We start from the raw sequence: 17,652 nt of genomic DNA, 5'->3' as shown, positions 1-17,652 counted from the left end.
ACTGACGTACGACAGACAACCAACCTCTAGCGCAATCGCTTATTAGCGACGCAGACCCAGGCGACCGATCAGAGTCTGGTAACGACCCAGATCCTTGCCTTTCAGGTAGTCCAGCAGCTTACGACGCTGGTTTACCATGCGGATCAGACCACGACGGGAGTGGTGATCTTTACCGTTGGCCTTGAAGTGACCTTGCAGCTTGTTGATGTTGTGGGTCAGCAGTGCAACTTGCACTTCTGGCGAACCAGTGTCACCAACAGCTTGCTGGTAGTCAGCTACGATTTGAGCTTTTTCTTGAACGTCGAGAGCCATGAGGCAATCCTTTTATCAGGAAACTGTTTCAAAGAAACAGCTTCAACAGGCCAGGGACAAATCCCTGTATCTAAAAATGAGTAGTGACCGTGCCTGTTAACAGCCACCCTCGTCCGGTCATTCTGACCGAATCAGTCGACGTGGCGCGATGCGCCCGTCTTCGCTCACTTCACCGATACCGATGAAGCGACCATTGTGATCCTGTACCCGTACCATGCCGAACTTCGGTGCATCCGGGGCTCGTACCGGTTGGCCGTTAAGCCAGTAGAACGAGCTGTGCTCCGAGAACTGCAACAGTGGCCAATCCAGCAGGCCGCTGTCCGATGGCATCAGGAAGCGGTCGACCGCTTCGTTGCCGCCTTCGGCATGTACCGCTTCCAACTCTTCAAGCGTGACCGTCTGGGCAAGCGTGAAAGGCCCGGCCTGGGTACGTCGCAGTTCAGCAACGTAAGCGCCACAACCGAGTTGCTCACCGATATCCTCCACCAGGGTGCGGATATAGGTACCTTTGGTGCAATCCACTGCAAGCCGCGCAGTATCGCCTTCAAAGGCCAGTAATTCCAAGCGCGTAATAGTAACAGAACGCGGTTCGCGCTCCACTACTTCACCTGCCCTGGCCAGCTTGTACAACGGCTGGCCATCACGTTTGAGCGCCGAGTACATGGGCGGTATCTGACTGATTTGCCCACGAAATTTCGGCAGCACCGCTTCGACATCGGCGCGACCAACGGTCACCGGGCGCTCCAGCAAAACATCACCCTCGGCATCGGCCGTGGTGGTGGTCTTGCCCAGTTGCGCCAGGGTTTCGTAACCCTTGTCGGAATCGAGCAGGTATTGCGAAAACTTGGTGGCCTCACCGAAGCACAACGGCAACACGCCGGTGGCCAGCGGATCGAGACTGCCGGTGTGCCCGGCCTTCTCGGCGTTCAGCAACCAGCGAACCTTCTGCAACGCCGCATTGGAGGTGAACCCCAGTGGTTTGTCGAGCAGGATGATGCCGCTGACGTTACGACGGATACGTTTGACCTGAGCCACCGATTACTCCTTGGTGTCTTCGGCTTCTGCCGCAACCGGATGCTGATTGTCTTCAGCTACCGCACGTTCGATCAATGCCGACAGATGAGCACCACGCACGACGCTTTCGTCGTAGTGGAAGTGCAACTGTGGAACGCTGCGCAACTTCATTTCACGAGCCAACTGCATGCGCAGGAAACCGGCGGCGGAGTTGAGCACCTTGATGCTTTGCGCGATGTCTTCAGCGTTGTCCTGACCCATCACGGTGATGAAGATCTTGGCGTGACCAACGTCACGGCTGACTTCAACAGCGGTAATGGTGACCAGGCCGACGCGCGGGTCTTTGACTTCACGACGGATCAGCTGTGCCAGCTCACGCTGCATCTGATCGCCGATACGTTGGGTACGGCTGTATTCTTTTGCCATGTCTTGTTACCTGTTACTGCCACACGGTGAAACCCGTGGGGTCTGAAAGCGGCAAACGCCCGGCCTGACAAAAGCCAGACCGGGCGTTGCGTTTAGAGTCCTGACGCCGTGCCGCGCACTTGCATGCGGCGGCTCGCCGTGGCCCTTGAAGTGCGCGAGTTAGAGGCTGCGAGCAACCTGGACCTTCTCGTAGACTTCGATCTTGTCGCCAGCTTTGACGTCGTTGTAGCTCTTGACGCCGATACCGCATTCCATGCCGGCACGTACTTCGGAAGCGTCATCCTTGAAGCGGCGCAGGGATTCCAGCTCGCCTTCGAAGATAACGATGTCTTCACGCAGTACACGGATTGGACGGTTACGGTGAACAACACCTTCGATAACCATGCAACCGGCGATCGCGCCAAACTTCGGCGAACGGAACACGTCACGCACTTCAGCGGTACCCAGGATGTTCTCGCGAACATCGCTGCCCAGCATACCGGTGAGGGCTTTCTTGACGTCTTCGATGATGTCGTAGATCACGTTGTAGTAACGCATATCCAGACCTTCCTGCTCGACGATCTTGCGAGCGCCAGCATCGGCACGCACGTTGAAGCCGAACAGTACAGCGTTGGAGGCCAGTGCCAGATTAGCGTCGGACTCGGTGATACCACCGACACCGCCACCGACTACACGCACTTGCACTTCATCGTTACCCAGGCCATTCAAGGCACCGTTCAACGCTTCCAGCGAACCACGGACGTCGGATTTGAGGACGATGTTGAGCGTCTTCTTCTCTGCCTGACCCATGTTCTCGAAGATGTTTTCAAGCTTGCCAGCGTGAGCGCGGGCCAGCTTGACTTCGCGGAACTTGCCTTGACGGAACAGAGCCACTTCACGGGCTTTCTTCTCGTCCGACAGCACACTCATCTCATCGCCAGCGTCCGGGGTACCGTCCAGGCCGAGGATCTCGACAGGGATGGAAGGACCGGCTTCCTTGATTGGCTTGCCGTTCTCGTCGAGCATGGCACGTACACGGCCATAGTTCGAACCAACCAGAACCATGTCGCCTTGGCGCAGGGTACCGTCTTGAACCAGAACGGTAGCAACCGGGCCACGACCTTTGTCGAGACGCGATTCAACCACGACGCCACGGCCTGGGGCCGATGGAGTCGCTTTCAGTTCGAGGACTTCAGCTTGCAGCAGAACAGCTTCGAGCAATTCGTCCACGCCAGTACCGACTTTCGCCGAAACCGATACGAACGGGGTGTCGCCGCCCCACTCTTCCGAGGTCACGCCGTGAACCGACAGTTCGCTACGGATGCGATCGAGATCAGCGCCCGGCTTGTCGATTTTGTTCACTGCAACCACCAGTGGAACACCGGCAGCTTTGGCGTGCTGAACCGCTTCAATGGTCTGCGGCATTACGCCGTCGTCCGCTGCAACGACCAGGATCACGATGTCAGTCGCCTTGGCACCACGAGCACGCATTGCGGTAAACGCAGCGTGACCCGGGGTATCGAGGAAAGTGACCATGCCGCGATCAGTTTCAACGTGGTATGCACCGATGTGCTGGGTGATACCGCCGGCTTCGCCAGCAGCTACCTTGGCACGACGGATGTAGTCGAGCAGCGAGGTTTTACCGTGGTCAACGTGGCCCATTACGGTCACAACCGGTGCACGGGAGAACGTCTCACCTTCAAACTTCAGGGACTCGGCCAGGGAATCTTCCAGGGCGGTGTCGCTGACCAGGGTCACTTTGTGGCCCAGTTCTTCGGCTACCAGCTGAGCAGTTTCCTGATCAAGCACCTGGTTGATGGTCGCTGGGGTACCCAGTTTGAACATGAACTTGATGATTTCAGCAGCCTTGACCGACATCTGGTTGGCGAGATCGCCAACAGTGATGGTCTCGCCAATTTGCACATCACGCACGACAGGGCCGGTTGGGCTCTGGAAACCGTGAGCGTTGCGTTTCTTCAGCTTGGCCTTGCCGCGACCACCACGACGGAAGCCATCGCTTTCTTCGTCGGTAGTACGTGGGGCAACGCGTGGAGCAGGCGCTTTCTCTTTGACCGAAGCACGATGCGGAGCGTTTTTGCGCTCGCCATCGCTACTGCCACGACGACTGTTATCATCGGCACGTGGTTTGTCCGGACGGCGCTGTTCGTTCTGCTTGTTGCGAACATCGGCAGACGGCGCTGGTGCAGCAGCCACAACCGGCGCGCTTTCACGTACTGGCTCGGCAACTGCAGCAGGTGCTGCAACGGCGTCGTTAGTAGCGGATTGCGCAGCAGCAGGCTGACGACGCGCGTCTTCTTCGGCGCGACGCTTGGCTTCTTCTTCAGCCTTCTGACGTGCAGCATTTTCTACTGCGCGACGTTCGTCCAGTTCGCGTTTGCGCTCGGCTTCAATTTCTTCCGGGCTGCGCTGTACGAAAACTTTCTTTTTGCGTACTTCAACACTGATGCTTTTGCTGCCAGCAACACGCAGGGTGCTGGTGGTTTTACGCTGCAGTGTGATCTTGCGTGGTTCTTCCACTTTCGCCTTGTGGCTGCTTTTCAAGTGAGTCAGCAAAGATTGCTTCTCACTGTCAGTCACATGTTCTTCGGCGGCGGTGTGCGGCAGACCTGCCTCACGCATCTGCTGCAACAGGCGCTCTACCGGTGTTTTGACCTCATCGGCCAGTTGTTTCACCGTGACTTGCGTCATGCACTTCTCTCCTCAGGCCGCGCCTAATTACTCGAACCAGTGGGCTCGGGCGGCCATGATCAACTTGCCGGCACGATCATCGTCAATGCCGTCGATGTCGAGCAGGTCGTCAATAGACTGCTCGGCCAGGTCTTCGCGGGTAATTACGCCGCGCACCGCCAGTTCCATCGCCAAATCCTTGTCCATACCCTCAAGCGAGAGCAGGTCTTCGGCCGGATGGGCGTCTGCCAGCTTTTCCTCAGTAGCGATGGCTTTGGTCAACAAACGATCCTTGGCGCGAGCGCGAAGCTCGTTGACGGTTTCTTCGTCAAAGCCGTCGATGTTGAGCATTTCTTCCAACGGTACGTAGGCAATCTCTTCCAGGCTGGTAAAGCCTTCATCTACCAGCACCTGTGCCAGGTCTTCGTCGACTTCCAGCTCGTCGATGAAGTTGCGCAGGATGTCGCCGGTTTCTGCTTGCTGCTTAGCCTGGATGTCCGATTCGGTCATCACGTTCAGGGTCCAGCCAGTCAACTGGCTAGCCAGACGCACGTTCTGACCACCCCGACCAATGGCCTGAGCCAGATTGTCTGCGCCAACGGCGATGTCCATTGCATGGGCATCTTCGTCAACGATAATTGCCGCCACTTCAGCCGGCGACATTGCATTGATCACAAACTGAGCCGGGTTGTCGTCCCACAGGACGATGTCCACACGCTCACCGCCCAACTCACCCGACACTGCCTGGACGCGCGAACCGCGCATACCGATGCAAGCGCCTTGCGGGTCGATGCGTTTGTCCTTGGAGCGGACCGCGATCTTGGCGCGCGAACCCGGGTCACGGGATGCTGCCATTACTTCGATCAGGCCTTCAGCGATTTCCGGCACTTCGATGCGGAACAACTCGATCAGCATTTCCGGCGCAGTACGCGACAGGATCAGCTGCGGGCCGCGGTTCTCGGTGCGGATTTCCTTGAGCAGCGCACGCAGACGCACGCCAACCCGGAAGGTTTCGCGAGAAATGATGTCTTCGCGAGCCAGCAACGCTTCAGCGTTGTTGCCCAGGTCGACGATCACGTTGTCGCGGGTCACTTTCTTCACGGTGCCGGAGATGATTTCCCCCAGGCGCTCGCGATAGGCATCAACGACTTGAGCACGCTCGGCTTCGCGAACTTTCTGCACGATGACTTGCTTGGCAGTCTGTGCAGCGATGCGGCCGAACTCAATGGACTCGATCTTTTCTTCGACTACATCACCAACCTGAGCACCAGGATGCGTTTCTGCAACCTTGCTCGGCCAGGTTTCGATGGCCGGATCGTCCAGGTCTGCTTCTTCGACGACAGTCCAGCGACGGAATGTCTCGTAAGCACCGGTGTGGCGATTGATTTCCACACGCAGATCGACTTCGTCCTCGAAACGCTTTTTGGTAGCAGTGGCCAGAGCCAGCTCCAGCGCTTCAAAAATTACGTTTGCCGGTACGCCCTTTTCATTGGATACCGACTCAACAACCAGCAGTACTTCTTTGCTCATCGTACGCCTCGCCTTTCGCAAGCCATTGGATCCGCGGGATCCGCGTCTCAGTCAAAACTGGGAATAATGTTGGCCTTGTCGATCATATCGATCGGCAACAGGAACTCATGGTCTTCTACCTGCACCACGACGTCCTGCTCTTCTACACCGCGCAGAAGGCCCTGAAAGTTGCGTCGGCCTTCAAAAGGCGAGCGCAGCTTGATCTTCACTTGTTCACCGGCAAATTTTGCAAACTGCTCAATAGTGAACAGCGGGCGTTCCATGCCAGGCGAGGAAACTTCAAGGGTGTATTCAACGGCGATTGGATCTTCAACATCCAGAACACCGCTGATCTGACGGCTGACAATGGCACAATCGTCCACCAGCACGCCGCCCTCTTTATCGATATAAACGCGCAACATTGAGTGGCGACCTTGAGCCGAAAACTCAATACCCCAGCATTCATAGCCTAGGGCCACGACCACCGGGGCCAGCAAGGCCTGCAACTCTTCTAGCTTGCTCGACACCTGAACCCCCTCGTGCATGTATGTGCATGCTGTGCAAAATAAAAAAATGGGCGAAACGCCCATCCTTGAAACGCCGTCGAACAGCGGCGTTGAAAGTGTCCAGCTAACAAAAAGCCCCTTAAAAGGGGCTCCTTAAACTGGTTGCGGGGGCCGGATTTGAACCGACGACCTTCGGGTTATGAGCCCGACGAGCTACCAGACTGCTCCACCCCGCGACAAAGCTGGGGCGGAAGTATACGACCGATCCCTGACAGGGTCAATGTAACCTTCCACCTACAAGAAAGCCCGCAACAGCGGGCTCTCCTGATAATTGGTACCGAGAAGGGGACTCGAACCCCTACACCCTATGGGCACAACCACCTCAAGGTTGCGTGTCTACCAATTCCACCACCTCGGCAATACTACGTTTGAAACCCTTCTTACTTTTGCTCTTGAGCTGGAGGCACGTCAGTCGCTGGAGTAGCCGACTTTTGCTCTTGAAGCACCGGTACATCATCAGAAGCCGGTTGTTGCTTTGGAACTTCCAACACTGCTGGATTTGGCAAACCTACTTGAGTCAGCTGGTGAGCCTTCTCTTTAGCAAAGTAACCTAACCCTAAGCTGGTTATGAAGAAACCGGCGGCAAGTATAGCAGTAAACTTACTAAGAAAGGTAGAGGAACCTTGGCTTCCGAACACAGTATTTGAAGCACCTGCTCCGAAAGACGCGCCAGCATCCGCACCTTTACCCTGCTGCAGCAATACCAGAGCAACTACGCCCAATGCACCCAGCAGATGAAAAACGACTACGACTGTTTCCAGCATTTTTTCAGTTTCCCGCGGCGCGACAAATCGCACCGAACTCATCTGCATTCAGGGAAGCCCCACCAATGAGCCCCCCATCGATATCCGGCATGCCGAACAGTTCGACCGCATTGGCCGCCTTCACGCTGCCGCCGTATAGAAGCCGCACACCTTGTGCGACCTCAGAATTCTCTGCCGCCAACTGAGCGCGAATGGCTGCATGCACATCCTGCGCCTGTTGCGGCGAAGCAGTCAGCCCGGTACCAATGGCCCAGACCGGCTCGTAAGCGATTACTGCCTTTGCAAAGACACCAACACCCAGCTCCCCTATGATACTGCCTAGCTGACGCCCGACAACATCAAGAGTTTTTCCAGCCTCGCGCTCTTCAAGGGTCTCCCCTACGCACAACACCGGAATCAAGCCACATGCCTGTGCCGCTGCGAACTTACGAATCAGCATTCCGTCCTGCTCGCCCATTATCTGGCGGCGCTCGGAGTGCCCGACAAGTACCAAGGAACAACCTGCATCCACCAACTGACTCGGCGCAACTTCACCGGTCAACGCACCTTGCATGGATTCCACCGCAGAGTTCTGCGCGCCGACCGAAATCGACTTTCCTTCCAGGCCATCAATCACTTGATTGATATGCAAGCAAGGCGGGAATACCGCTACATCAACATCGCTCGGCAAGGCCAGATGACGAAGGCCATTGATCAGCTCAGCGACGCTGGCGCGGGTACCGTGCATCTTCCAGTTACCAGCTACCATAGGGCGACGCATGCTGTACCTCGTCGGTCAAAGTGGGCGCAGATGTTACCCAACACAATCATGGCTGGCAAGCCGTAATCAGGCAGAAACTTCAGTAACCAGTTTTGCCAGCTCTTCGGCGTAGCCGCGAACCTGTGTTTCGTCCTCGCCTTCGACCATGACCCGCACCAGCGGCTCCGTCCCGGACTTGCGCAACAGCACGCGCCCACGACCAGCCATAGCCTTGGTAACGCGCTCGCTTGCCTCCTTGACGGATGGATGATCAAGAGGGCTCGCACCGCCGCCGAATCGTACATTGATCAGCACCTGAGGGCACTTGCGCAGCGCCTGACGCGATTGCGCCAGCCCCTCGGAGCGGGTCTTCAGCGCCATCAACACCTGCAATGCGGCAATGATCGCGTCACCGGTGGTGGTGTGGTTGAAGCAGACGATGTGCCCCGAATTTTCACCACCCACCAGCCAATTGCGCTCCAGCAACTCGGAGATTACGTAACGGTCACCAACATTAGCCCGCACAAAAGGAATTGCCAGATCCGCCAGGGCCAATTCCAACCCCAGGTTACTCATCAGCGTACCGACCACACCGCCCTGCAACTTACCCTGCTCATGCAGGTCGCGAGCAATGATGAACAGCAACTCATCACCGTCGACAACAGTACCGGTATGATCAACCATCAGAACACGATCACCATCACCGTCGAAGGCAATACCCAGATCAGCGTGTTCTGCCAATACGGCGGCTTGCAGCTGCCCCATATGGGTCGAACCACAATTTTCATTGATGTTCAGCCCGTTAGGCTGAGCGGAAAGCACAACGACATCGGCCCCCAGCTCACGGAATACACTAGGCGCCACCTTGTAGGTCGCACCGTGAGCGCAGTCGATCACGATCTTCAGGCCCGCGAAGCTGGTGCCGGTCGGGACGCTGCTTTTGCAGAATTCGATATAGCGGCCTGAAGCATCATTGATGCGCGATACCTTGCCGATCTTGCTCGACTCAACCACAGTCATCGGGGTGTCGAGCAACTCTTCGATCATATGCTCGACTTCATCAGGAAGCTTGGTGCCCTTCCCGGAGAAAAACTTGATGCCGTTGTCATCGTGAGGGTTGTGCGAGGCACTGATCACGATGCCCGCTTCGGCCTGAAAGGTACGAGTCAGGTAGGCGATGGCCGGTGTCGGCATCGGGCCCAGGAGCATGACATCGGCACCTGCCGACGTAAGTCCGGCCTCGAGCGCAGATTCGAACATATAGCCGGAGATCCGAGTGTCCTTGCCCACCAACACCTTGCAGGCGCCCATTTTGCGGAACGCCATACCAGCAGCCCAACCGAGCTTGAGCATGAAGTCAGGCGTAATCGGATATTCGCCGACCCGACCACGAATGCCGTCGGTGCCAAAGTATTTCTTAGTCATAAGTACTCCATCATTCTTATTCGGCTGATTCCACTGCTGCGATCATCCGCACCACATCGACGGTTTCGGCCACATCATGGACGCGCAATATACGCGCGCCTTTGACCGAAGCCAGCGCTGCAAGCGCCAGACCACCATGCAGACGCTCGCCAACCGGACGATTCAATGCCTGACCTATCATGCTCTTTCGCGAAACCCCGACCAACAGGGGCCGCCCCAAGGCATGCAGGGCCTCCATATGCTTGAACAAGCTTAGATTGTGCTGCAAGGTTTTTGCGAAGCCAAAGCCCGGATCAAGGATGATCCGGTCCGCTGTAATTCCTACCGACGCACACTGAGCCATGCGCTCGGCGAGAAACTCGCCCACCTCCTTCGTGACGTCCTGATACTGCGGATTGTCCTGCATGTCGCCCGGCTCACCAAGCATATGCATCAGACAGACCGGCAGGCCAGTGGCTGCGGCCGCATCCAGAGCACCATCGCGCCGCAGCGAGCGCACGTCATTGATCAACCCCGCACCAAGTCGTGCGGCTTCGCGCATGACAGCTGGCGTGGACGTGTCGACCGAGATAATTACATCCAGCTCGCGGTGTATTCGCTCAACGACCGGAGCTACGCGCTCAAGCTCTTCCAGCGGTGAAACCACCCTGGCACCCGGTCGGGTCGATTCGCCACCGACATCGATCAACGTCGCGCCGGCCGCCACCATAGCCTCAGCGTGGCGCAAGGCCGCATCGAGCTGGCTATATTGGCCGCCATCAGAGAAGGAATCGGGAGTGACATTGAGAATGCCCATGACGTGCGTCAGGGCTAAATCAAGAACCCGATTGCCGCAAGGCAACCGGGTCGAGGACTGAACAGAAGTCATTTCAAACCTTAAACGTCAGCAGCCGGACCGCCGATCGGTGTTTCCGGACGCGGATCCTGCGCCACCGGAGGAGTTCCGGAGGTACCGGTGCCGCCTGACCAGTCGCGAGGTTCACGAGGCGTACGACCCGCCATGATGTCGTCGATCTGATCAGCATCGATGGTTTCGTACTTCATCAAGGCGTCAGCCATGGCGTCGAGCTTGTCACGGTTATCGGTGAGGATCTGCTTGGCCGTGCCGTAGCACTGATCAATGATGCTGCGCACTTCGGAGTCGATCAACTTGGCCGTCTCACCGGAGAAGCTTGCACCCTGACCACCGCCGCCGCGACCGAGGAACACTTCGCCCTCTTCTTCTGCGTACATCAACGGGCCGAGTTTTTCCGACAAGCCCCACTTGGTTACCATGTTCCGTGCAATCTGGCTGGCACGCATGATGTCGTTTGACGCACCGGTGGTGACGCCGTCGAAGCCCAAGGTCATTTCTTCAGCAATACGGCCGCCGTACAACGAGCAGATCTGACTGATCAACGCACGCTTGGACAGGCTGTAGCGATCTTCTTCCGGCAGAAACATGGTTACACCCAGCGCACGACCGCGCGGGATGATCGACACCTTGTAGACCGGGTCATGCTCAGGCACGACGCGCCCAACAATAGCGTGACCTGCTTCGTGGTAAGCGGTGTTCTGCTTCTCTTTCTCGGACATGACCATGGACTTGCGCTCGGCGCCCATCATGATCTTGTCTTTGGCCAATTCGAACTCTTTCATTTCGACGATGCGCTTGCCGGCACGGGCCGCGAACAACGACGCTTCGTTCACCAGGTTAGCCAGGTCGGCACCGGAGAAACCTGGGGTACCACGAGCGATCACGGCCGGAGCGACGTCGTCACCCATTGGCACTTTTCGCATGTGAACCTTGAGAATCTGCTCGCGACCACGGATATCTGGCAGACCGACGACAACCTGACGGTCGAAACGGCCCGGACGCAGCAACGCAGGGTCCAGTACGTCCGGACGGTTGGTTGCAGCGATGACGATGATGCCGTCGTTCATTTCGAAGCCGTCCATCTCTACCAGCAACTGGTTGAGAGTCTGCTCGCGTTCGTCATGACCGCCGCCCATACCAGCACCACGGTGGCGACCGACGGCGTCGATTTCATCGATGAAGATGATGCATGGCGCGTGCTTCTTGGCCTGCTCGAACATGTCACGAACACGGCTGGCACCAACACCGACGAACATTTCGACAAAATCGGAACCGGAAATGGTGAAGAACGGTACTTTTGCTTCGCCTGCAATCGCTTTGGCCAGCAACGTTTTACCGGTACCTGGAGGTCCCACCATCAGCACACCGCGTGGAATGCGGCCGCCCAGACGCTGGAACTTGCCCGGATCACGCAGGAACTCGACCAGCTCACCGACTTCTTCCTTGGCTTCGTCACAACCGGCAACGTCACCCAAGGTGGTTTTCACCTGATCCTCGGAGAGCAGGCGCGCCTTGCTCTTGCCGAAGCTCATTGGCCCGCCCTTGCCACCGGCGCCACCCTGCATCTGCCGCATGAAGAACATGAACACGGCGATGATCACCAGGATCGGGAAGCTTGCGACCAGGAGCTGAGTCCAGATGCTTTGCTGTTCAGGCTGCTTGCCTTCGACTACGACATGGTTGTCCACCAGGTCGCCGATCAGACCGTTGTCCTGGATTGCCGGACGAATGGTCTTGAAGCTGTCGCCATCGTTGCGTTTGCCGGTAATCACATAGCCGTCAACCGCTACGCGCTCGACCTTTCCATCCTTGACCTGCTGGATGAAGTCGGAATAGTTGAGGGTCTGCGGCTCGTTAGGGCTGGAGAAGTTGTTCATCACCGTCACCAGGACAGCCGCGATGATCAACCACAGGATCAGATTCTTTGCCATATCGTTCAATTAACTACCCTCTGAAGCAAGCTCCGCTAATGGCGCGCGCTTCGCATGATATTCACCGGCCTAACTTACTACATTACCTACGGCTCTGGCAGGCGCCGTCTGTAACCCTTTGTGAAACACTTTCTACACAATATTCGCTAATGCTCACGGGGCGAAATACGAAAATCCTATCGACCCGCAAAAAAACCTCGATTTACTCACTACGGCCGCGGTAACCCCAAGCCAGCATGTATTGCTCGCGGGAACTGCCACGGGAAGAGTCCGGCTTGATCATCTGGACCTTGTCGAATTTCTGACGAGCGTCCTTCACGTAAGCATCAAACCCTTCGCCCTGAAACACCTTGATCACGAAATTACCACCCGGCTTGAGTATCCGAGCCGCCAGATCAAGAGCCAGCTCACATAGAAACATGGCTTTTGGCATGTCCACCTCAGGCGTACCACTCATATTGGGGGCCATATCGGAAATCACAAGGTCCACCTGCGAATTACCCACGGCTTCAAGGATCTGAGCGAGCACTTCGTCCTGGGTGAAGTCACCCTGGATGAAAGTCACGTCCGGAATGCTGTCCATTTCCAGGATGTCCGAGGCGATCAGACGCCCCTGACCACCGATCAGCCGACTAGTGACCTGCGACCAGCCGCCGGGCGCCGCTCCCAGGTCGACAACACTCATACCTGGACGGATCAGTTTGTATTTCTCCTGGACCTCCAGAAGCTTGTAACTCGCACGCGAGCGGTAACCATCCTTCTGCGCCTGCTTCACATAGGGATCATTGACATGTCTTTGCAGCCACTTAAGGCTTGTCTTGGAACGGGCCACGGGCCACCTCGAAAATAAAACGGGTCGTGATTAACTGGGCGGTCCCGGACTCGCTCGGGTAAACTGGCCGCCGCTTTTTACAAGATCAGACGCAGGGGTCAGATTATGCCGCTCACTCAAGAGCAGAAGAAACAGTACAAATCCATTGGCCACCATCTGAAACCAGTTTTGACTGTGGCTGACAACGGTTTGACTGAAGGTGTGTTAGCCGAACTTGAACGCGCTTTGGCGGATCACGAGCTGATTAAAATCAAGCTCAACATCCTCGATCGCGAGTCACGCCTGGCGAACATTGCAGAACTGTGCAAGGTCGGTAAAGCGGACCTGGTTCAGGTCATCGGCAAGATGGCACTGATTTACCGCAAGAACTTCAGCGTCAACAAGCAGCTGTCGAACGTCCATCGCTTCAAGTGATGGCAAGGGTCAAGGGTGTGCTTCGCGCACCCTGCCACTCCATCCAGGCACCGGCTGCAACACCAGCACCAGCCCGGAAAAGCCCAGAACAAGATAGCTGAACACCTGCCAACGCACGGCATCCGGCCAGCCGATACGCACCGCGGCATACATCGCACACGCATACAGCGCCATCATCAGCAGTTGCCCGCGAATATCGCGCCATAGACTGGCAAGGCCCTCGGCCTGAACCAGCACCAAAGCCTGAAAAATCACACACGCTGCGGCGAACCCCACCATCAGCGCATCAAGCATGCCTGCGATTTCGTCGATCAGCAGCGGTGCCAGGCCAATCTTGCCCAGCACCGGCAGCAGACCGATGTGCAACAGCCACAGGCCGCCAACCCACAACATCTGAGTCAGTTGCCAAAGCATGGCGCCCGCACGTAGCGGGCGCCTGCGCTCAGATGTGGCGAACTTCGACAATCTGGTACTCGATAACGCCGCCAGGCGTTTTCACGGCAACCACATCACCCTCTTCCTTGGCAATCAAGGCGCGGGCCAATGGCGAGCCGACCGAAATCTTGCCGAGTTTGAAGTCAGCCTCATCCTCACCAACAATGTGGTAAGTGACGCTTTCATCCGTCTCGACGTTGGCGATTTCAACGGTGGTGCCGAAGATCACTTTGCCGGTGTGAGGAATGGTCGTGACATCGATGATCACCGCATTTTGCATGCGGCCTTCGATGTCGCGGATCCGCGCCTCGACCATACCTTGCTGCTCGCGAGCAGCGTGGTATTCGGCGTTTTCTTTCAAGTCACCCAACTCGCGGGCCGTACCGATGTCCTGGCTGAGCTTCGGACGGACGACCTTGGTCAGGTGTGCGTGTTCTTCTTCCAGGGCTTTTGCGCCCTTGACGGTCATTGGGTATTTGATCATGCCTTCAATCCTGCGTGTAGATCCTGCAAGCGGCGCACGGTCTTCTCGGGACCGAACTTCAGCGCTTCGCAGATAGCTTCGCCAGCAGCAATGGTAGTGGTGCAGTAAATTTTGTGCTGCAAGGCATTACGACGAATGGAGTACGAATCAGCGATCGATTGACGACCTTCGGTGGTGTTGATGATCAGGGTGACTTCGTCATTCTTGATCATGTCGACCACGTGCGGACGACCCTCGGTCACCTTGTTCACACGACGCACTTTCAAGCCTGCGGCTTCGATCAGCTTGGCAGTACCGGCAGTGGCGACCACTTCGAAGCCCAAGTTGATCAGATCACGGGCCACGCCTGCAACCAGTGGCTTGTCGTCATCACGCACACTGATGAACGCTGTACCGCCGGTCGGCAGCACTTCGCTGGCACCCATTTGGGCTTTGGCAAACGCCTCACCGAAGGTGTCGCCCACGCCCATCACTTCACCCGTGGACTTCATCTCTGGGCCCAGGATCGGGTCCACGCCAGGGAATTTGGCGAATGGGAACACCGCCTCTTTCACACTGTAGAAGTTCGGAATGATTTCTTTGGTGAAACCGATTTCCTTCAGGGTTTTACCGGCCATCACGCGAGCCGCGATCATCGCCAGGGAAACGCCGATGCACTTGGACACGAACGGTACGGTACGGGAAGCGCGCGGGTTGACTTCGATGACGTAGATGTCTTCGCCTTGCAGCGCCAACTGAACGTTCATCAGGCCGACAACGCCCAGCTCCAGGGCCATTTTCTTGACCTGTTCGCGCATCTCGTCCTGGATGTGTGCAGGCAGCGAGTACGGCGGCAGGGAACACGCGGAGTCACCGGAGTGAACGCCAGCCTGCTCGATGTGCTGCATGATCGCGCCGATTACCACGTCGGTGCCGTCGCAGACCGCATCCACGTCCATTTCGATGGCGCAGTTGAGGAAGTGATCGAGCAGCACCGGGCTGTCGTTGGACACTTTCACCGCATCACGCAGGTAGCGCTTGAGCTCTTCTTCTTCGTAAACGATTTCCATCGCGCGGCCGCCCAGTACGTAGGACGGACGAACGACCAGCGGGTAACCGATCTTGCTGGCCGCACGAATCGCTTCGTCTTCGCTGCGCACGGTGGCGTTTGGCGGCTGACGCAGGTTCAGGCGCTCGACCATTTGCTGGAAGCGCTCACGGTCTTCGGCACGGTCGATGGCGTCAGGGCTGGTGCCGATGATCGGCACGCCAGCTTCTTCCAGGGCACGAGCCAGTTTCAGCGGGGTTTGGCCGCCGTACTGGACGATCACGCCTTTCGGCTTCTCGACGCGGACGATTTCCAGTACGTCTTCCAGGGTGACTGGTTCGAAGTACAGGCGATCGGAGGTGTCGTAGTCGGTGGAAACGGTTTCCGGGTTGCAGTTGACCATGATGGTCTCGTAACCGTCTTCACGCAGGGCCAGCGCCGCGTGTACGCAGCAGTAGTCAAACTCGATGCCCTGGCCGATACGGTTTGGACCGCCGCCGAGGATCATGATCTTGTCGCGGCCCGACGGCGCGGCTTCGCACTCTTCCTCGTACGTCGAGTAGAGGTAAGCGGTGTCGGTGGCGAATTCGGCCGCGCAGGTGTCAACGCGCTTGTAGACCGGGAAAATCTCAAGCTTGTGACGGTGGCGACGCAGAGCCTTCTCGGTCACGCCCAGCAGCTTGGCCAGACGCATGTCAGAGAAGCCTTTGCGCTTGAGACGGAACATCAAGTCGCGGTCGATGCTGGCCAGACCCAGGGTCTTGACCTTCTCTTCTTCCTTGATCAGATCTTCGATCTGCACCAGGAACCACGGGTCGATCATGTTCATGCCGAAGATGTCTTCGACCGACAGGCCGGCACGGAAGGCGTCAGCCACGTACCAGATACGCTCGGCGCCCGGCACGGTCAGTTCGCGCTTGAGGATGCTCATGCTTTCCGGATTGCTCAGGTCGAGCTTCTCGTCCAGGCCGCAAACGCCCACTTCCAGACCGCGCAGCGCTTTCTGCAGGGATTCCTGGAAAGTCCGGCCGATGGCCATGACTTCACCGACCGACTTCATTTGAGTGGTCAGGCGCGCGTCGGCTTTCGGGAATTTCTCGAAGGCGAAGCGTGGCAGCTTGGTCACGACGTAGTCGATGGACGGCTCGAAGGATGCCGGAGTAGCGCCGCCGGTGATTTCGTTCTGCAGTTCGTCCAGGGTGTAGCCGATCGCCAGCTTGGCAGCGATACGCGCAATCGGGAAACCAGTGGCTTTCGAGGCCAGTGCCGAAGAGCGGGATACACGCGGGTTCATCTCGATCACGACCATACGGCCAGTGTCCGGGCAGATGCCAAACTGAACGTTGGAGCCGCCGGTTTCCACGCCGATCTCACGCAGTACCGCCAACGAGGCGTTACGCATGATCTGGTATTCCTTGTCCGTCAGGGTTTGTGCCGGAGCAACGGTGATCGAGTCACCGGTGTGCACGCCCATCGGGTCAAAGTTTTCGATGGAGCAGACGATGATGCAGTTGTCCTTCTTATCGCGGACAACCTCCATCTCGTATTCTTTCCAGCCGATCAGGGATTCGTCGATCAGCAGCTCTTTGGTCGGCGACAGGTCGAGGCCGCGGGCGCAGATTTCTTCGAACTCTTCACGGTTGTAAGCGATACCGCCACCGGTGCCGCCCATGGTGAAGGACGGACGGATGATGCACGGGAAGCCAAGCTTCTCGAGGACCACGTTGGCCTCTTCCATGCTATGGGCGATACCCGAACGCGGGCAGTCCAGGCCGATGGATTTCATCGCCTTGTCGAAGCGCGAACGGTCTTCAGCCTTGTCGATGGTATCAGCGTTGGCGCCGATCATCTCTACGCCAAACTTCTCCAGAACGCCTTCGCGCTCCAGATCCAGTGCGCAGTTCAGAGCGGTCTGGCCACCCATGGTCGGCAGCAACGCGTCCGGACGCTCTTTCTCGATGATCTTGGCAACGGTCTGCCACTTGATCGGCTCGATGTAGGTGGCGTCGGCCATGTCCGGGTCGGTCATGATGGTTGCTGGGTTGGAGTTCACCAGGATGACGCGGTAACCCTCCTCGCGCAGGGCTTTACAGGCCTGGGCGCCGGAGTAGTCGAATTCGCAGGCCTGGCCGATCACGATCGGGCCAGCGCCGAGAATCAGGATGCTTTTAATGTCTGTACGTTTTGGCATGGGTTTGTCACTCAAATCCGCAGGTCAGTCGGCAAGCCGTCTTGTTCAATCTTTGAAGAC

16 protein-coding genes and 2 tRNA genes are annotated in these 17,652 nt (G+C 57.4%); 1 reads left to right on the top strand and 17 read right to left on the bottom strand.

Annotation, left to right across the window (positions count from 1 at the left end; genetic code table 11):
* Positions 1-42: 42 nt before the first annotated feature.
* The 14 genes from rpsO to rlmE all read right to left on the bottom strand — a co-directional run bounded on the left by rpsO (position 43) and on the right by rlmE (position 13,041).
* Positions 43-312 carry a 30S ribosomal protein S15 gene (gene rpsO, locus ACYZTZ_RS00950; protein WP_003177875.1) on the bottom strand — a complete coding sequence of 90 codons (270 nt, stop codon included), beginning with the start codon at positions 310-312 and terminating at the stop codon, positions 43-45.
* A gap of 117 nt (positions 313-429) precedes the next feature.
* Positions 430-1,347, bottom strand: coding sequence for a tRNA pseudouridine(55) synthase TruB (gene truB, locus ACYZTZ_RS00945; protein WP_008149014.1), 918 nt, complete (start codon positions 1,345-1,347; stop codon positions 430-432).
* Positions 1,348-1,350: 3 nt separating this feature from the next.
* On the bottom strand, positions 1,351-1,752 hold the full coding sequence (rbfA, locus tag ACYZTZ_RS00940; RefSeq protein ID WP_008149016.1) for a 30S ribosome-binding factor RbfA: 402 nt from the start codon (positions 1,750-1,752) through the stop codon (positions 1,351-1,353).
* Between the two features lie 159 nt (positions 1,753-1,911).
* On the bottom strand, positions 1,912-4,440 hold the full coding sequence (infB, locus tag ACYZTZ_RS00935; protein WP_056741077.1) for a translation initiation factor IF-2: 2,529 nt from the start codon (positions 4,438-4,440) through the stop codon (positions 1,912-1,914).
* Positions 4,441-4,467: 27 nt separating this feature from the next.
* The gene (nusA, locus tag ACYZTZ_RS00930) at positions 4,468-5,949 is read right to left on the bottom strand and encodes a transcription termination factor NusA (RefSeq protein WP_008024459.1); all 1,482 of its coding nucleotides are present in this window, start codon (positions 5,947-5,949) and stop codon (positions 4,468-4,470) included.
* Positions 5,950-5,996: 47 nt separating this feature from the next.
* A complete protein-coding gene (gene rimP, locus ACYZTZ_RS00925) occupies positions 5,997-6,455 on the bottom strand; it encodes a ribosome maturation factor RimP (RefSeq protein WP_010463487.1) in 459 nt (152 codons plus the stop codon).
* A 138-nt stretch (positions 6,456-6,593) separates the two neighbouring features.
* Positions 6,594-6,670: transfer RNA gene (locus ACYZTZ_RS00920), tRNA-Met, on the bottom strand.
* A gap of 96 nt (positions 6,671-6,766) precedes the next feature.
* Positions 6,767-6,852, bottom strand: a tRNA-Leu gene (locus tag ACYZTZ_RS00915).
* Between the two features lie 22 nt (positions 6,853-6,874).
* Positions 6,875-7,258, bottom strand: a complete 384-nt coding sequence (gene secG, locus ACYZTZ_RS00910; RefSeq protein ID WP_017336473.1) for a preprotein translocase subunit SecG — start codon at positions 7,256-7,258, stop codon at positions 6,875-6,877.
* Between the two features lie 4 nt (positions 7,259-7,262).
* A complete protein-coding gene (tpiA, locus tag ACYZTZ_RS00905) occupies positions 7,263-8,018 on the bottom strand; it encodes a triose-phosphate isomerase (protein WP_461996938.1) in 756 nt (251 codons plus the stop codon).
* A 66-nt stretch (positions 8,019-8,084) separates the two neighbouring features.
* Entirely contained in the window at positions 8,085-9,422 is a 1,338-nt protein-coding gene (gene glmM / locus ACYZTZ_RS00900; protein ID WP_461996937.1) for a phosphoglucosamine mutase, read from the bottom strand.
* A gap of 16 nt (positions 9,423-9,438) precedes the next feature.
* On the bottom strand, positions 9,439-10,290 hold the full coding sequence (folP, locus tag ACYZTZ_RS00895) for a dihydropteroate synthase (RefSeq protein WP_056741071.1): 852 nt from the start codon (positions 10,288-10,290) through the stop codon (positions 9,439-9,441).
* An 8-nt stretch (positions 10,291-10,298) separates the two neighbouring features.
* On the bottom strand, positions 10,299-12,209 hold the full coding sequence (gene ftsH / locus ACYZTZ_RS00890; protein ID WP_033053619.1) for an ATP-dependent zinc metalloprotease FtsH: 1,911 nt from the start codon (positions 12,207-12,209) through the stop codon (positions 10,299-10,301).
* Positions 12,210-12,411: 202 nt separating this feature from the next.
* Entirely contained in the window at positions 12,412-13,041 is a 630-nt protein-coding gene (gene rlmE, locus ACYZTZ_RS00885) for a 23S rRNA (uridine(2552)-2'-O)-methyltransferase RlmE (protein WP_008005470.1), read from the bottom strand.
* Between the two features lie 105 nt (positions 13,042-13,146).
* On the opposite strand from rlmE, the gene ACYZTZ_RS00880 reads away from it, so the two are divergent.
* Positions 13,147-13,455 (top strand): YhbY family RNA-binding protein, encoded by a 309-nt coding sequence (locus ACYZTZ_RS00880; RefSeq protein WP_008005472.1) that lies wholly within the window; start codon positions 13,147-13,149, stop codon positions 13,453-13,455.
* Between the two features lie 9 nt (positions 13,456-13,464).
* Here the strand turns inward: ACYZTZ_RS00880 and ACYZTZ_RS00875 are convergent, their stop codons facing one another.
* From ACYZTZ_RS00875 to carB, 3 genes are read right to left on the bottom strand one after another with little or no spacing between them, the layout of a single operon-like run.
* Positions 13,465-13,869, bottom strand: coding sequence for a hypothetical protein (locus tag ACYZTZ_RS00875; RefSeq protein ID WP_056741068.1), 405 nt, complete (start codon positions 13,867-13,869; stop codon positions 13,465-13,467).
* A 28-nt stretch (positions 13,870-13,897) separates the two neighbouring features.
* Positions 13,898-14,374 (bottom strand): transcription elongation factor GreA, encoded by a 477-nt coding sequence (gene greA / locus ACYZTZ_RS00870; RefSeq protein WP_461996936.1) that lies wholly within the window; start codon positions 14,372-14,374, stop codon positions 13,898-13,900.
* The gene (gene carB / locus ACYZTZ_RS00865; protein WP_461996935.1) at positions 14,371-17,592 is read right to left on the bottom strand and encodes a carbamoyl-phosphate synthase large subunit; all 3,222 of its coding nucleotides are present in this window, start codon (positions 17,590-17,592) and stop codon (positions 14,371-14,373) included. Before carB ends, greA begins: the two co-directional genes overlap by 4 nt.
* Positions 17,593-17,652 lie beyond the last annotated feature (60 nt).

It is taken from the genome of Pseudomonas sp. LB3P58, from assembly GCF_054897895.1.
Note: the sequence above shows the minus strand (reverse complement) of the source record. Positions and strands in the feature narration are given on the sequence as shown.

What these genes read in the sequence shown, in the direction of transcription:
- glmM (WP_461996937.1), bottom strand. Translation starts at nt 9,422, where the DNA reads ATGACTAAGAAATACTTTGGCACCGACGGCATTCGTGGTCGGGTCGGC.
- infB (WP_056741077.1), bottom strand. Translation starts at nt 4,440, where the DNA reads ATGACGCAAGTCACGGTGAAACAACTGGCCGATGAGGTCAAAACACCG.
- secG (WP_017336473.1), bottom strand. Translation starts at nt 7,258, where the DNA reads ATGCTGGAAACAGTCGTAGTCGTTTTTCATCTGCTGGGTGCATTGGGC.
- greA (WP_461996936.1), bottom strand. Translation starts at nt 14,374, where the DNA reads ATGATCAAATACCCAATGACCGTCAAGGGCGCAAAAGCCCTGGAAGAA.
- nusA (WP_008024459.1), bottom strand. Translation starts at nt 5,949, where the DNA reads ATGAGCAAAGAAGTACTGCTGGTTGTTGAGTCGGTATCCAATGAAAAG.
- rbfA (WP_008149016.1), bottom strand. Translation starts at nt 1,752, where the DNA reads ATGGCAAAAGAATACAGCCGTACCCAACGTATCGGCGATCAGATGCAG.
- ACYZTZ_RS00880 (WP_008005472.1), top strand. Translation starts at nt 13,147, where the DNA reads ATGCCGCTCACTCAAGAGCAGAAGAAACAGTACAAATCCATTGGCCAC.
- rpsO (WP_003177875.1), bottom strand. Translation starts at nt 312, where the DNA reads ATGGCTCTCGACGTTCAAGAAAAAGCTCAAATCGTAGCTGACTACCAG.
- carB (WP_461996935.1), bottom strand. Translation starts at nt 17,592, where the DNA reads ATGCCAAAACGTACAGACATTAAAAGCATCCTGATTCTCGGCGCTGGC.
- tpiA (WP_461996938.1), bottom strand. Translation starts at nt 8,018, where the DNA reads ATGCGTCGCCCTATGGTAGCTGGTAACTGGAAGATGCACGGTACCCGC.
- ACYZTZ_RS00875 (WP_056741068.1), bottom strand. Translation starts at nt 13,869, where the DNA reads ATGCTTTGGCAACTGACTCAGATGTTGTGGGTTGGCGGCCTGTGGCTG.
- folP (WP_056741071.1), bottom strand. Translation starts at nt 10,290, where the DNA reads ATGACTTCTGTTCAGTCCTCGACCCGGTTGCCTTGCGGCAATCGGGTT.
- ftsH (WP_033053619.1), bottom strand. Translation starts at nt 12,209, where the DNA reads ATGGCAAAGAATCTGATCCTGTGGTTGATCATCGCGGCTGTCCTGGTG.